This is a genomic window from Ramlibacter sp. (assembly GCF_050250995.1).
Lineage (GTDB): Bacteria > Pseudomonadota > Gammaproteobacteria > Burkholderiales > Burkholderiaceae_C > Ramlibacter.
Window position 1 is genome coordinate 1 of sequence record NZ_JBFWNP010000041.1, and the last position, 14,685, is coordinate 14,685.

Genomic DNA, 14,685 nt, shown 5'->3' on the forward strand with positions numbered 1-14,685 from the left:
GAGTGGTTGCTCACGGTGAAGTCGCCGGACAGGTTGGACTTCACCGAGAGGTTGCCGAAGCAGGGCTCGATGGAGGCGTCCACGCCGATGATGTTGGAGATGGTCGCGGTGGGCGCGATGGCGACGCAGTTGCTGTTGCGCATGCCGTCGGCGGCGATCTTTTTACGCAGTGCGTCCCAGTCGAGCGTGGCGGAACGGTCGACCTCGACGTAGCCGCCGCGCGCCTGCTCCAGCAGGTCCAGCGTGTCGGGCGGCAGCACGCCCTTGTCCCAGAGCGAGCCCTTGTACGACGAGTACTTGCCGCGCTCGCGGGCGAGCTCGGTGGACGCCCAGTAGGCGTGGTAGCAGATCGCCTCCATCGACTCGTCGGCGAACTGCACGGCCTGCTCGCTCGCATAGGGAATGCGCAGCTCGTACAGCGCGTCCTGGAAGCCCATGACGCCCAGGCCGACCGGGCGGTGGCGCAGGTTGGAGTCGCGCGCTTTCTTCACCGCGTAGTAGTTGATGTCGATCACGTTGTCGAGCATCCGCATCGCGGTGGAGATGGTCCGCTTCAGCTTGTCGTGATCGACCTTGCCGTCCTTCAGGTGCTGCGGCAGGTTGACCGAGCCGAGGTTGCACACGGCCGTCTCGGTGTCGGACGTGTTGAGCGTGATCTCGGTACACAGGTTCGACGAATGCACCACGCCCGCGTGCTGCTGGGGCGAGCGGACGTTGCAGGCGTCCTTGAACGTGATCCAGGGGTGCCCGGTCTCGAACAGCATCGAGAGCATCTTGCGCCACATGTCGGTGGCCGGCACGGTCTTGGACGGCTTGATCTCGCCGCGCCGCGCCATCTCTTCGTAGGCGACGTAGGCCTTTTCGAACTCGGCGCCGAACTTGTCGTGCAGGTCGGGCACGCTCGACGGCGAGAAGAGGGTCCACTCGCCCTTTTCCATGACGCGGCGCATGAACAGGTCGGGGATCCAGTTGGCCGTGTTCATGTCGTGCGTGCGCCGGCGGTCGTCGCCGGTGTTCTTGCGCAGCTCCAGGAACTCCTCGACGTCGAGGTGCCAGGATTCGAGGTAGGTGCAGACCGCGCCCTTGCGCTTTCCGCCCTGGTTGACTGCCACCGCGGTGTCGTTCACCACTTTCAGGAAGGGCACGACGCCCTGCGACTCGCCGTTGGTGCCCTTGATGTGCGAGCCGAGCGCCCGCACGCGCGTCCAGTCGTTGCCCAGGCCGCCCGCGAACTTGGAGAGCAGCGCGTTCTCCTTGATCGACTCGTAGATGCCGTCGAGGTCGTCCGGGACCGTGGTGAGGTAGCACGACGACAGCTGCGAGCGCAGCGTGCCGCTGTTGAAGAGCGTCGGCGTGCTCGACATGAAGTCGAAGCTGGAGAGCACTTCGTAGAACTCGATGGCGCGCGCTTCGCGGTCGATCTCGTTGAGCGCCAGGCCCATGGCCACGCGCATGAAGAAGGCCTGCGGCAGCTCGATGCGCGACTTGCGCACGTGCAGGAAGTAGCGGTCGTACAGCGTCTGCAGGCCGAGGTAGTCGAACTTCAGGTCGCGCTCGGCCTTGAGTGCGGCGCCCAGGCGCTTCAGGTCGTACTGCAGCAGCTCGGGGTTGAGCAGCTCGTTGTCGACGCCCTTGCGGATGAACACCGGGAAATAGTCGGCATAGGCTTCGGCGGCTTCGGCGGCGGGGACTTCGCGGCCGAGGATTTCCTTGAAGATCGTGTGCAGCAGCAGGCGCGCGGTGACGAAGGTGTAGTCGGGGTCCTTCTCGATCAGCGTGCGGGCCGCGAGGATCGAGGCCTTGTACACCTCGTCGAGCGGCACGCCGTCGTACAGGTTGCGCATGGTCTCGGCCATGATGGGCTGGGCGCTCACGTCGGCGCCGAGGCCGCGGCACGAGGTCTCGATCAGCGTGCGCAGCGCCTGCAGGTCGAGCGGCACGCGCTGGCCGCCGTCGATCACGTGGAACTGCGGCTCGCGCGGCGCCTCGGGCGCCTGCTTCGCGCGTTCCTGCGCGCGGCGCTCGCGGTACAGCACGTAGGCGCGCGCGACTTCGTGGTGGCCGCCGCGCATGAGGCCGAGCTCGACGGAGTCCTGCACGTCCTCGATGTGGAAGGTGCCGCCGCCGGGGCGCGAGCGCACCAGCGCGCGGATCACGGCGTCGGTCAGCTGTTCGACGGTCTCGCGCACGCTGGCGGAGGCCGCGCCGCTCGTGCCATGCACGGCGAGGAAGGCCTTCATCAGCGCGATCGAGATCTTCTGCGGCGCGAAGGGCACCACGGCGCCGTTGCGGCGGATGATCTGGTGGTGCGCGAGGGGATTGGGCTGCGGGGCGGCGACGGCGCCGGCGAGGGGCTGGATCGTGATGGCGGTGGGGGCGTGGGACGTGCTGGTAACTGCTTGCTGCATCGTTTCTTCCTCGACGGGGTTGTTCTCGGCAGGAGGCGAGTGTAATCGCTCCGTGACTGCGGACACACTATAGATAGTGTCTCCGGGAACTTCAAGCACTAGATGTAGTGGTTGTCCTGGGGGCGAGTCGTGTATGGACGGTGCATGCCCTGTGGATAGCTTGTGTGCAGAAACGCATGGCCGGGCTGCATGCCGCGCCGATGCTCGATTCCCCGTTCACCGCGGGAACGAGGAACGTTCCCAGCCGAGTCCCGCGATCAGGCACGGCCAATCGAAGCGCGCGCCCGGATCGGCCTTGCGTCCCGGCGCGATGTGTTCGTGTCCCGCCACATGTTCGACCGGATAGCGCAGCGCGATCGCGCTGCACAGCGCGAGGAGCGTCTCGTACTGCGCGTCCTCGAACGGCTCGCCCTCGAGCCCCTCGAGCTCGATGCCGATGGAGTCGTCGTTGCAGTTCGCGCGGCCCCGGTATTCGGAGGCGCCCGCGTGCCACGCGCGGTCGTCGCAGCTCACGAACTGCCAGAGCTCGCCGTTGCGCCGCACGAAGAAGTGCGCGGAGACCTGCATGCCTTCGATCGACTTGAAGTAGGGGTGCGCGTTCCAGTCGAGCGTGTTGGTGAAGAGCTGGCGTACCCCGTCGCCGCCGTACCGTCCGGGCGGCAGGCTGATGGAATGCACGACGATGAGGTCGATGGCCGCCCCCTCGGGACGTGCGCCGAAGTTCGGCGAGTCCTCGCGCCGCGCGAAGCGGTACCAGCCGTCGCGCCACGGCGCCGAATCGTCAGGAGGCTGTGTCATTCGCCTCGGTGTCGCTGCCCGGCACCGCGATGCCCAGGCGCGAAATGCGGTAGCGCATCTGCCGCAGCGTGAGGCCGAGGCGCTGCGCGGCGGCGGTGCGGTTGAAGCCGGTTTCGCGCAGGACCTGCGTCAGGACCTCGCGTTCCTGCTGGTCGAGCCAGGCCTGCAGATCGGTCGGGATCGACGGCGGATGGGGCGTGGCGGAGGGAGCGGCGGGAGCGGCGGATGCGGCGCTTGCCGTGGGCGCCACCCATTCGCCCGCCGCCTGCAAGGGCGCGAAGTCCGCCTGCAGCTCCCCGCCATCGGACAGGGCCACCGCGCGATGAAGCAGGTTCTCGAGTTCCCGCACGTTGCCCGGCAGCGGCTGCTGGATGAGTTGTTCGAGCGCCTGCGTCGACAGGACCGGCACCGGCAGGCCGGACTCGAGGCCGATGCGCGCGAGCAGGGCGTCGCACAGGGCCGGCAGGTCCTCGCGCCGTTCGCGCAGCGGCGGCAGCACGAGCTCGATCACGTTGAGCCGGTAGTAGAGATCCTGCCGGAAGCGCCCCGCCTGCACGTCGGCCGCGAGGTCGCGATGCGTCGCGCTCACGATGCGCACGTCGACCGCGTCTTCCTGCGTCGAGCCGAGCGAGCGCACCTGCCGCTCCTGGATCGCGCGCAGCAGCTTCGACTGCATCGCAAGCGGCAGGTCGCCGATCTCGTCGAGGAAGAGCGTGCCGCCGCGCGCGGCCTGGAAGTAGCCCTCGCGGTCCGCCGCCGCGCCGGTGTACGAGCCCTTCTTCGCGCCGAAGAACTCCGCCTCGAGCAGCGCCTCGGGGATCGCGCTGCAGTTCACGGCGACGAAAGCGCCGTCGCTGCGGTGGCTGCACGCATGGAGCGCGCGCGCGGCGAGTTCCTTGCCCGTGCCGGATTCCCCGCGCACGAGCACCGGGGCCATGCTCCGCGCGACCTTCGCGATGCGCTCCTTGACCATGCGCATCGGCGGCGAATCGCCCACCATGCGCTGCAGCGCGCCGTCGGCGGTCTCGGCGCGCGCCGGCGCGGAGGCGGCACGCGCTGCCGCCGCGCCGCGCGGCTTGACGGCGCCGGGGTCGTGGATCGCGGAGGCGACCACCGAGCGGAACTGCTTCAGGTCGACGGGCTTGGTGAGGTAGTCGAACGCGCCGGCCTTCAGCGCCTCGACCGCGTTCTCGGCCGATCCGTAGGCCGTCATCACGATGCAGCGTTCGCTGCGCTGCTGCGTGCCGATGCGCTGCAGCAGTTCGAGGCCCAGGCCGTCCGGCAGCCGCATGTCCGTGATGACCGCGTCGAAACGGCGGCCTTCGAGCAGCTGGCATGCCTCCGCCAGCGTGCCCGCGGCATCGACGCGGTAGCCTTCGCGCAGCAGCGTGAGCTCGTAGAGCGTGCGCAGGTCCGGCTCGTCGTCGACGACGAGGACGTGGGCGGCGGACGCGGCGGCGTTGGGGGCGGCGGGGGCGGCGGAGGCCATCAGGCGCTGATTGTGTCGTACGGCGCGCGGCCGGCCACGCGCGCCGGTGCGCGAAATGTGACGAAAAACTCGTTGCCGTCCGGACGGTCGCCCGCCGCCGACACGCGGCGGTAGGCGATGGTGGCGCCGTGCCGGTCGCACAGTTCGCGGCATATATAGAGGCCCAATCCGCTCGAGCGGCTCTCGGACGAGAAGAACGGCTCGAACAGGTGGCGCTGCACGCCCGGATCGATGGGCGCGCCGTCGCTGAACACCGACAGCTGCGCGAACGCGGCGCCCGAGCGCGTGCCGACCTGGATCGAGCCGGGCCGGTGCCCGGCGTAGCGCAGCGCGTTGTCGAGCAGGTTCACCAGCACGCGGCGCAGGTGGTCGGGCTCGAAGATCACGGCGCCTTCGCCCGCGTGCAGCGCCATCCGCACGCGGGGTTCGGCATTCGCGTGCTGCGCCCACTCGTCGCAGATCGCGCAGACCGACTCGTCGAGCGCCAGCGTCTCGGCCGCGGGGCGCTGGTGCTGCACGCGCGCGATGTCGAGGATGTCCTCGACGATGCGCGCGAGCCGCTGCGCGTTCTGGCGCACGAGCTCGCTCAGCTGCTTCTGCGTCGGCTCCGCGAGGTCTTCGCCGAGCAGTTCGTTGGCCTGCGCGATCGCCGCGAGCGGATTGCGAATCTCGTGCGCGACGGCGGTGGACATGCGGCCCATGGCCGCGAGCCGCTCGGTGCGCAGCCGCGCCTCCAGTTCGCGCTGGTCCTGCAGGAACATCACGCACAGGCTGCCCGCCTGCGCTTCCTGCGCGAGCGTCATGCGCGTGCGCACGTGGACGAGCCGGCGCTCGCCGCCCGGTTGCGCGAGGGCGAGTTCCTCGCGCTGGCCTTCGTTGTCGCCGAAAGCCCGCTGGGCGACCACGGCGAGCGGCTGGCCGGCCGGGTCGTCGCGCAGCGGCAGCGGCAAGGGCGCATCCATTTCCCAGCCCAGCAGCGCGCGCGCGGCGGGATTCGCGGCGTGAACCTGGCCGTCGGCGTCGATCACGAGCACGCCCTCGCTCAGCGTATCGATCACGAGCTCGTTGACCTGGGCCTGCGTGCGCGCGGCGAGCAGGCTGCGGCGCGCCGCGTTCTCCTCGCGCGCGAGCCGCGCCGACAGCTGGTTCGCGAGCATCGACATCGCGAAGTAGCCGATGCCGGTGAGGCCCGCCTGCAGGAAGCGTTGCGCGTAGTCCTGCGGCTGCTGCAGGGCATGGATCCACGCATCGGTGAGCAGCAGCAGCGTCACGGCCGCCGCCGTGCCGAGCGCCAGCAGCGCGGAGCCGAGCACGGCGGCGGTGAGCACGGGCAGGGTGAAGAGCGCCGAGAAGTTGAGGCCGCCGGCCTGCAGGAACTGCAGCGTCGCGAAGGCCAGGAGATCGACGCCGATGGTCGACACCCACTGCGGATCGAACGCGTGCCCGGGCGACAGCGGCTGCGCGAACACGCGCACCGCGAGCGCCGCCGCGACGTAGGCGATGCACATCGCCACGATCCAGAGGCTCATGTTGCCGCTGTAGCCGAGCGTGGCGAGCCCGCCCAGCGAGAGCGACAGCACGATGCCCACGGACACGCGGGCCGTCATGAAGCCGCGCCACAGGCGGTCGAACGCCCAGTCGTCGCCGCGCGGCCCGCCCGGCGGCGGGCTGGCCCAGGCGAGGGGCGCGGACGCGGCGGTCACGGCGAAGGCGCGTCGCCGCCGCGCAGGCGATGTTCCTGGCTGCAGAAAAGGCGTCCGCCGGCGTCCGCGACGGCGTCGCCGCGCGGCAGGTGGACCGAGCACACGGGGCAGCGGATCATGTCCTGCGGATCGGCGACGGGCCGGGGCCCGGGAGCGGCGCGCGACGAGGATTTCGTGGCGATGCGGCCGTTGCGCCACCAGACATAGGCGACGACGAGCACGGCGAGGAGGACGAGATACTTCATGCGGGACGTTGCAGCACGACTTCGAGCACGAAGCGGGAACCGGCGTAGCCCAGCAGCAGCAGCAAGGCGCCGGTGTAGAGGACGCGCACGGCCTTGCGCCCGCGCCAGCCGAAGCGCAGCCGACCCACCAGAAGCAGCGCGAAGGTGAACCATGCGAGCAGGGTGAGCACCGTCTTGTGGTCCCAGCGCCAGGCGCCGGAGACGATGCCCGCGGCGAGCGTGAGCGACAGCAGCAGGAAGCCGGCCGTGGTGAAGCGGAAGGTGAGGCGTTCGAGCGTGAGCAGCGGCACGCCCGCCGCATCCGTCGCCGAGCGCATCTGCCGCTCCGCCCGGCGCATCAGGAAGGCATGCAAGACCGCGGCCGCGACCATGCCGTACGACGCGATGCCGAGCGCGAGGTGGATGGGCAGCCAGGGCGAAGTCCCGATGTGGACCGGGCGTCCGGGGAATACCAGCGCGGGCAGCAGTGCGAGCGTGCCGAGCGCGGCCATGGCCCAGCGCGCCTGGAGTTGCGGAAACATCCGGCGCTCGACGATGTAGATCGTGAGCATGAGCCAGACCGTGAACGACAGTGCCTGCGCCCAGCCGAAATGCGGCGCGTCGCCGAGCAGGCCCCACACCAGCGCGAGCCCGTGGAGCAGCCAGGCGGCGATAAGGGTGCCGCGCGCGGCACCCTCGCTCAGCCGCGCGGCGCCGGCGGCGGGCAGGGCGTAGGCCACGGCGGCGGCCAGCGTGAGCGCCACACCGGCTGGAGACGCACTCGCTAGAATCATGGCTCCAGTTTAGCGGTTGCGCTGCGAGCCACGCGCGGCCGGTCTCCCAACTCCCCATGGCCTCCGCCCTCTCCGACAAACTCTCACGCCTGGTCAAGCAGATGCGCGGCCAGGCGCGCATCACGGAAGACAACGTGCAGGACATGCTGCGCGAAGTCCGCATGGCGCTGCTCGAAGCCGACGTGGCGCTGCCCGTCGTGCGCGACTTCATCGCGCGCGTGAAGGAGAAGGCGCTGGGCCAGGAGGTGATGGGCTCGCTCTCGCCGGGGCAGGCGCTGGTGGGCATCGTGCATCGTGAGCTCGCCGCCACGATGGGCGAGGGCATCAGCGACATCGACCTCGCGACGCAGCCGCCCGCCATCATCCTCATGGCCGGCCTGCAGGGCGCAGGCAAGACGACGACGACGGCCAAGCTCGCGAAGCACCTGATCGAGAAGCGCAAGAAGAAGGTGCTCACCGTGTCGGGCGACGTGTACCGCCCCGCCGCTATCGAGCAGCTGAAGACGGTGACGGCGCAGGCCGGCGCCGAGTGGTTCCCGAGCACGCCGGACCAGAAGCCGGTCGACATCGCGCGCGCCGCGATCGACCATGCGCGCCGTCAGTACTTCGACGTCCTGCTGGTCGACACGGCCGGGCGGCTGGCCATCGACGAAGCGATGATGCGCGAGATCAAGGAACTGCACGCGGTGCTCAAGCCGGTGGAGACCTTGTTCGTCGTCGATGCGATGCAGGGCCAGGACGCGGTGAACACCGCGAAGGCGTTCAAGGAAGCGCTGCCGCTCACGGGCATCATCCTCACCAAGCTCGACGGCGATTCCCGCGGCGGCGCGGCGCTGTCGGTGCGCCAGGTCACCGGTGCCCCGATCAAGTTCGCGGGCGTCTCCGAGAAGATCGACGGGCTGGAGGTGTTCGACGCCGACCGGCACGCCGGCCGCATTCTCGGCATGGGCGACATCGTCGCGCTGGTCGAGCAGGTGCAGGCGGGCGTGGACATCGAGGCCGCGCAGAAGCTCGCGGCCAAGGTGAAGTCGGGCTCCGGCTTCGACCTCGACGACTTCCTGTCGCAGATCCGGCAGATGAAGCAGATGGGCGGTCTGTCGAATTTCATGGACAAGCTGCCCGCGCAGATGCAGGCCAAGGCCGGCGACGTCGACATGAACAAGGCCGAGCGCGAGATCCGCCGCAAGGAAGGGATCATCTGCAGCATGACCGCCGCCGAGCGCCGCAAGCCCGAGATCATCAAGGCCACGCGCAAGCGCCGCATCGCCGCCGGCGCGGGCGTGCACGTTCAGGAGGTGAATCGCCTGCTCAACGAGTTCGACCAGATGCAGCAGATGATGAAGAAGATGAAGGGCGGCGGCCTCATGAAGATGATGAAGCGCATGGGCGGGGGCAAGGGGATGCCCAAGCTGCCTTTCTGAGGGCCGTCGACCTGCGAGGCCGTCATCCCGCCTTCGCGGGAAGGACGGCGATCAGGCCGCGGCCATCACCACCTCGCCGCGCAAGGAGTGCGGCAAGGCCTGGGTGATCGTCACGTCGACCATGTGTCCCGTGAGCCGCGGGTCGCCCTTGAAATTGACGATGCGGTTGCACTCGGTGCGGCCCATCAGCTCTGACGCATCCTTGCGCGACGGACCTTCGACGAGGATGCGCTGCACGGTGTCCACGCGGCTGGCGCTGATGCGCCGCACGTTGTCTTCGAGCACCTGCTGCAGGTGCTGCAGGCGCTTGAGCTTCACCGCATGCGGGGTGTCGTCGTGCAGCGTCGCCGCGGGCGTGCCCGGCCGCGGCGAGAAGATGAACGAGAAGCTCGCGTCGTAGCCCACGTCGTCGACCAGCTTCATCATCTTCGCGAAGTCGTCCTCGGTCTCGCCGGGGAAGCCGACGATGAAGTCGGTCGACAGCGAGATCTCGGGCCGCACCGCGCGCAGCCGGCGGATGATCGACTTGTATTCCATGGCCGTGTAGCCGCGCTTCATGGCCATGAGGATGCGGTCGCTGCCATGCTGCACCGGCAGGTGCAGGTGGCTCACGAGCTGCGGCACCTTGGCGTAGACGTCGATGAGGCGCTGGGTGAATTCGTTCGGATGACTCGTCGTGTAGCGGATGCGCTCGATGCCGGGGATCTCGGCGACGTACTCGATCAGCAGGGCGAAGTCGGCGATCTCGCCGGACTCGCCCATGGGCCCGCGGTAGGCGTTGACGTTCTGGCCAAGCAGCGTCACTTCCTTTACGCCCTGGTCGGCCAGCAGCGCGACCTCGGTCAGCACGTCGTCGAAGGGCCGTGACACCTCCTCGCCGCGCGTGTAGGGCACGACGCAGTAGGAGCAGTATTTCGAGCAGCCTTCCATGATCGACACGAAGGCCGACGCGCCTTCGACGCGCGCGGGCGGCAGGTGGTCGAACTTCTCGATCTCGGGAAAGCTGATGTCGACCTGCGGCCGCGCCTGCTTCTCGCGCGCGGCGAGCAGCTCGGGCAGGCGGTGCAGCGTCTGCGGGCCGAACACGACGTCGACATACGGCGCGCGCTCGATGATGGCCGCGCCCTCCTGGCTCGCGACGCAGCCGCCCACGCCGATCAGCACGCCCTTCTGCTTGAGGTGCTTCACGCGGCCGAGGTCGGAGAACACCTTCTCCTGTGCCTTCTCGCGCACGGAGCAGGTGTTGAAGAGGATGAGGTCGGCCTCTTCCGGGTCGCTCGTGGGCTCGTAGCCCTGGGCGGCGTTCATCACGTCGGCCATCTTGTCCGAGTCGTACTCGTTCATCTGGCAGCCGAAGGTCTTGATGTAGACCTTGCGCGTCATCGCACGACTCCGATGGCCGTGCGCGCGGCCCAGATGAGCGAAAGCAGCTCGTTGAAGCGCTTGTAGCCATTGGGGTCGCCGGTGTTCACGCCGCCGACCTTCTCGTACTCGGCCGGCGTGAGCAGCCAGACCTCATGGACGAGCCCCATGGGGTCGCGCTTGTAGACGACGGGCACGGTGCGTCCCGCGAGCGCGCCCGACAGCACCATCATGTTCTGCGTGTCGCGGATGCGCGAGCCCGGCGACAGGCGCGCGGCCTCGCCGTTGATGCGGATGTCGGGGGGCGTGGCGCTCACGGTCATGAGCGCGGGCTTCACGTCGACGGGCGCTTCGCGCACGATGCCCTGTGCGAAGGCGAGCGAAGAGGAGGCAAGGAGGAGCAGGGCCGTGGCGGCCCGTTGCGTCCAGCGTTTCATGGTGTAGATCCAGAGGCTGTGTCGACAGGGACGGATTTTACTTGGGCGCGGCTCTGAATGAGAGATCGACGACTTCGCGCCGGCGTTCGAGCACGCGGAGCTCGAAGCGGCGAAACGGCTCTCGGCCTAGGAGCGAGCCCAGTTCGCAAGGTCGCTCGCGACCCGTCCGACGACCGCGGGCCAGCCCTCCGCGGCCGACTGGCGGTACAGCCGCATGCAATCGGGGTACCACGGGCTGTCGTCGCGACGCTGCATCCACCGCCAGTCGAGCCCCGCGCCGGGCAGCATCACCCAGCAAGGAATGCCGAGCGCGCCGGCGACGTGGGCGATGGCGGTGTCGACGCAGATCACCAGGTCGAGTTGCGAGACGATGGCCGCGGCGTCCGCGAAATCCTTCATCTCGTGGCCCAGCGCGAGCAGCGGCTGTCCCGGCGGCGGCTGCAGCGCCTCGGCCTCGCCCTGGCCCTTCTGGAGACTGACGAAGTGGACGTCCTGCACGTCCCACAGGGGCGCGAGCCCGGCCAAGGCGAGGGAGCGCCGCGCGTCGTTGGGATGCGCGGCGCTGCCGCGCCAGACCAGGCCGACCTTGCGCGCGGCGGGCAGCCGGGCGTGCCAGTGCGCGACGCGCTCGGGCAGTGCGTGCAGGTAGGGCAGGCGCGCGGGGATGGTGGCGAGCGTCGTCCCCATGTAGAGAGGCGCGCTCAGCATCGGACATTGCCAGTCGGCCTCGCCCGCGAACCGGCTGGATGCGTCGTCCACGCCCTCGCAGGTGCGCAGCAGCGCGACGAGGCTTTCGGGACACTTCACGGACAGCCGCGCGAGGCCCCGGGCCTTCAGCAGGGGGGCATAGCGGATGAACTGCACCGCGTCGCCGAGTCCCTGCTCGGCCACCAGCACGAGCGTGCGACCGGCGAGCGGTTCGCCCCGCCAGCGCGGCAGGCCCGGCACTTCGGCATGGACCGGCGGCTCGGCGCGCGTCGGATCGAAACGGCTCTCGTAACCGGCCCAGCCCTCCTCGAAGCGGCCGAGCGCCAGGCGCAGCATCGCGAGGTTCGTGCGCGCATCCGCGTCGGCGGGCGCCAGTTCGCTCGCACGCAGGCATGCGACCTCGGCCTCTTCCCACCGGCCCGCTTCCTGCAGCAGCATGGCGAGGTTGTGGTGGGCTGCGGTGAAATCGGGCTGGGCCGCGATGGCCGCGCGAAAGGCGACTTCCGCCTCCGCGGGCCGGCGCTGCGACTGCAGCAGCATGGCCAGGTTGTAGTGCGCGGGCGCGCGGCCGGGATCGAAGGCGATGGTCGCACGGTAGGCCGCCTCCGCCTCGCCCGCGCGGCCCGCGCTCGCCAGCACGACACCGAGGTTGTAGTGCGCGGCCGCATAGCGCGGGTTCAGGGCGATGGCCTTGCGCAAGGCGCTTTCCGCTTCGTCGGGCCGCATCGAGCGGGCAAGCACCGCGCCCAGATTGGTCCAGGATGAAGGGCGTTTCGCGTCGGCGGCGATGGCGGCGCGAAGGCGTGCTTCGGCGGCGGCCAGGTCGGCGTCGTCGATCGCGGTCGCGCCCGGATGTTCGAGCGCGCGGTGACGCGCCCAGCGGGCGAGATCGCCGCGGACGCGTTCGAGGACCGAAGCCCAGTCGCCTCGCGCGGGCTGGCGATAGAGCCGCATGCAGCCCGGGTACCACGGGCTGTCGTCGCGGTCGTCGAGCCAGCGCCAGTCGGCGCCCGCTTTCGACAGCAGGACCCAGCACGGCTTGCCGAGCGCGCCGGCCACGTGCGCGACGGCGGTGTCCACGCAGATCACCAGGTCCATCTGCTGCACCAGCGCGGCGAGGTCGGCGAAGTCGTTCATCTCGTGGCCGAGCGCCAGCAGCGGCTGGCCCGTCGGAGGCTGCAAAGCTTCTTCCTCGCCCGCTTCCTTCTGCAGGCCGACGAACTGCAGGCCCCGCACCTGCCACAGCGGGGCGAGGGTCGCGAGCGGCATGGAGCGATGCGCGTCCTCCGGATGCGATGGCCGTCCCCGCCAGACGAGGCCGACCTTGCGTCCGGCCGGCAGGCGCTCGCGCCATCGCGCGACACGCTCGGGCAGCGCGCGGAGATAGGGCAGTTGCGCGGGAATGGTGTCCAGGGTCGTGCCCAGGTGCAGCGGCACGCTCAGCAGCGGACAGTGGAAGTGGTGCGCGCTGCGCGGCAGCGCGGCGGCCTCGTCGATATCGGCGCACGTCGCGAGAAGAGGGACAAGCCTCTCGGGACACTGGACGACGATGGAGCGGGCGCCCCGCGCCTTGAGGAGCGCCGCATAGCGGACGAACTGCACCATGTCGCCATAGCCTTGCTCGCCGACGAGGAGCAGCGTCCGGCCGGCGAGCGGCTGCCCGTGCCAGCGCGGACTCACCTGCGGCGAGAGCGGCGTCGGAACATGACGGCGCGCGTCGAATCGCGATTCGCAGCGCTGCCAGCCTTCGGCGAACTTCCCCCGCCGCAGCAGCAGGAGTCCGAGGTTCGATACGGCGTCGGCGTTCGCCGGATCGAGCGCCATCGCACGGCGGTACAGCGCCTCCGCCTCGTCGAGTCTTCCGTCGTCGAGCAGGAGGTTCGCCTCGTTCATGCGGTCCTCGGACTGGCGCGGGTCGACGGCCGACCGCGCGCGCTCGGCGCGCGCCAGCGCCTCGAGATCGCGCAAGACCTGCGCGAGCACCGGCGCCCAGTCGCCTGCCTGCCGTTGCCGATACAGCCGCATGCAGCCGGGGTACCAGGGACTGTCTTCGCGGTCGCGCAGCCAGCGCCAGTCCACGCTGGTGGCGGGCAGCAGCACCCAGCACCGCTTGCCCAGCGCGCCCGCGACGTGCGCGACGGCCGTGTCGACGCAGATGACCAGGTCCAGTTGCTGCACGAGCGCGGCGAGGTCGGCGAAGTTCTCGACCTCGTGGCCGAGCGCGAGCAGCGGCTGCTGCGGCGGCGGGCGAAGCGCCAGGTCTTCGTCGCGGCCCTTCTGGAGGCTCACGAACCGCACGTCCGGCACGGTCCACAGCGGCGCGAGCTCCGTCAGCGCGATTGAGCGATGCGCATCGTTCGGATGCGTCGGGCGGCCGCGCCAGACGATACCGACCTTCAGGCCCTCGGGCAGCTTCGAGCGCCAGTGCGCACCGCGTTCAGCCGGGGCGCGCAGGTACGGCAGGCGCGCGGGCAGGTTCGAGAGTGTCGTGCCGATGCGCAGCGGCACGCTCAGCATCGCGCAGTGCAGGTCGTGCGAGTTTCCCGGCAATTCGGGCGCGGCCACGTCGACCCCCTCGCACGTCCGAAGGAGCGGCGCCAGCTTCGCATCGCACAGCACGTCGACACGCGCCGCGCCGCCCGCCTTCAGGAGCGCGGCGAAGCGGATGAACTGCACGCAGTCGCCGAAGCCCTGCTCGCCGACGAGCAGCAGGCGCTTGCCGGCAATCGGCTCGCCCCGCCAGGCCGGCGTGTCGAGCGCAGGCAGGCGCACGGCGTCGGGACGCTCGGGGTCGAGCCGGGATTCGACGTCGGGCCAGGCTTCCGCATAGCGGCCGAGCGCAAGTCGCAGGCGTCCGAGCGCCGTCCGGGCTTCGGACAGGCCGGGCTCGAGGCGCAGGGCATGGAGCCACGCCTGCTCGGCTTCCTCGTGACGCCCCATGTCGACGAGCAGGACGGCGAGGTTGTGCCATGTCCGCGGCGCGCGGGGCGCGAGCGCGATCGATGCGCGAAGGGAGGCTTCTGCCTTCCAGAACGACCCTCTCTCCAGCCAGAGCAGACCGAGGTTATTGTGGATGTCCGCATGACCGGGCTCGAAGAGGAGCGCCTGATTCAGGCAGGCGAGGGCTTCGTCGTGCCGCCCGGCGGATCGCAGAAGCGATGCGAGATTCACGAGCGCGGCGGCATTGCGCGGCTGCGCCGACAGCGAGCGGCGGAAGGCGGCCTCGGCGGCATCGCCCTCGCCGCGCTTCATCAGCGCGGTGGCGAGGTCGGATTGCAGTTGCGCGTAGTCGGCATGCATGCCGCCGCGACTATAAGGCGTATCGCGAGGGGCGTCAGCGG

The 14,685-nt window shown here is 70.0% G+C and carries 10 protein-coding genes; 1 reads left to right on the top strand and 9 read right to left on the bottom strand.

Annotation, left to right across the window (positions count from 1 at the left end; all coding sequences use genetic code 11):
• The 6 genes from AB7E83_RS21040 to AB7E83_RS21065 all read right to left on the bottom strand — a co-directional run.
• A partial coding sequence (locus AB7E83_RS21040; protein ID WP_428572767.1) for a ribonucleoside-diphosphate reductase subunit alpha occupies positions 1-2,408 on the bottom strand: 2,408 nt, incomplete at its 3' end.
• Positions 2,409-2,624: 216 nt separating this feature from the next.
• Entirely contained in the window at positions 2,625-3,206 is a 582-nt protein-coding gene (gene ampD, locus AB7E83_RS21045; protein ID WP_428572768.1) for a 1,6-anhydro-N-acetylmuramyl-L-alanine amidase AmpD, read from the bottom strand.
• Entirely contained in the window at positions 3,190-4,695 is a 1,506-nt protein-coding gene (locus AB7E83_RS21050) for a sigma-54-dependent transcriptional regulator (RefSeq protein ID WP_428572769.1), read from the bottom strand. Before AB7E83_RS21050 ends, ampD begins: the two co-directional genes overlap by 17 nt.
• The gene (locus tag AB7E83_RS21055; protein WP_428572770.1) at positions 4,695-6,398 is read right to left on the bottom strand and encodes a sensor histidine kinase; all 1,704 of its coding nucleotides are present in this window, start codon (positions 6,396-6,398) and stop codon (positions 4,695-4,697) included. Before AB7E83_RS21055 ends, AB7E83_RS21050 begins: the two co-directional genes overlap by 1 nt.
• On the bottom strand, positions 6,395-6,643 hold the full coding sequence (locus AB7E83_RS21060) for a PP0621 family protein (protein ID WP_428572771.1): 249 nt from the start codon (positions 6,641-6,643) through the stop codon (positions 6,395-6,397). The genes AB7E83_RS21055 and AB7E83_RS21060 overlap by 4 nt, the downstream gene beginning before the upstream one ends.
• Positions 6,640-7,416, bottom strand: a complete 777-nt coding sequence (locus tag AB7E83_RS21065; RefSeq protein WP_428572772.1) for a cytochrome C assembly family protein — start codon at positions 7,414-7,416, stop codon at positions 6,640-6,642. Before AB7E83_RS21065 ends, AB7E83_RS21060 begins: the two co-directional genes overlap by 4 nt.
• Before the next feature lie 56 nt (positions 7,417-7,472).
• Between AB7E83_RS21065 and ffh the strand changes: the two genes are divergently transcribed.
• Positions 7,473-8,837, top strand: coding sequence for a signal recognition particle protein (gene ffh / locus AB7E83_RS21070; RefSeq protein WP_428572774.1), 1,365 nt, complete (start codon positions 7,473-7,475; stop codon positions 8,835-8,837).
• Between the two features lie 51 nt (positions 8,838-8,888).
• Here the strand turns inward: ffh and miaB are convergent, their stop codons facing one another.
• From miaB to AB7E83_RS21085, 3 genes are all read right to left on the bottom strand, one after another.
• A complete protein-coding gene (gene miaB / locus AB7E83_RS21075; RefSeq protein WP_428572775.1) occupies positions 8,889-10,220 on the bottom strand; it encodes a tRNA (N6-isopentenyl adenosine(37)-C2)-methylthiotransferase MiaB in 1,332 nt (443 codons plus the stop codon).
• Positions 10,217-10,636 carry a hypothetical protein gene (locus tag AB7E83_RS21080; RefSeq protein WP_428572776.1) on the bottom strand — a complete coding sequence of 140 codons (420 nt, stop codon included), beginning with the start codon at positions 10,634-10,636 and terminating at the stop codon, positions 10,217-10,219. The genes miaB and AB7E83_RS21080 overlap by 4 nt, the downstream gene beginning before the upstream one ends.
• A 126-nt stretch (positions 10,637-10,762) precedes the next feature.
• Positions 10,763-14,644 carry a tetratricopeptide repeat protein gene (locus tag AB7E83_RS21085; RefSeq protein WP_428572777.1) on the bottom strand — a complete coding sequence of 1,294 codons (3,882 nt, stop codon included), beginning with the start codon at positions 14,642-14,644 and terminating at the stop codon, positions 10,763-10,765.
• Between the last annotated feature and the right edge of the window lie 41 nt (positions 14,645-14,685).

Excerpts from the sequence above, each read along its gene's own strand:
- ampD (WP_428572768.1), bottom strand. The coding sequence starts at position 3,206 with ATGACACAGCCTCCTGACGATTCGGCGCCGTGGCGCGACGGCTGGTAC.
- AB7E83_RS21080 (WP_428572776.1), bottom strand. The coding sequence starts at position 10,636 with ATGAAACGCTGGACGCAACGGGCCGCCACGGCCCTGCTCCTCCTTGCC.
- ffh (WP_428572774.1), top strand. The coding sequence starts at position 7,473 with ATGGCCTCCGCCCTCTCCGACAAACTCTCACGCCTGGTCAAGCAGATG.
- AB7E83_RS21085 (WP_428572777.1), bottom strand. The coding sequence starts at position 14,644 with ATGCATGCCGACTACGCGCAACTGCAATCCGACCTCGCCACCGCGCTG.
- AB7E83_RS21065 (WP_428572772.1), bottom strand. The coding sequence starts at position 7,416 with ATGATTCTAGCGAGTGCGTCTCCAGCCGGTGTGGCGCTCACGCTGGCC.
- AB7E83_RS21060 (WP_428572771.1), bottom strand. The coding sequence starts at position 6,643 with ATGAAGTATCTCGTCCTCCTCGCCGTGCTCGTCGTCGCCTATGTCTGG.
- miaB (WP_428572775.1), bottom strand. The coding sequence starts at position 10,220 with ATGACGCGCAAGGTCTACATCAAGACCTTCGGCTGCCAGATGAACGAG.
- AB7E83_RS21050 (WP_428572769.1), bottom strand. The coding sequence starts at position 4,695 with ATGGCCTCCGCCGCCCCCGCCGCCCCCAACGCCGCCGCGTCCGCCGCC.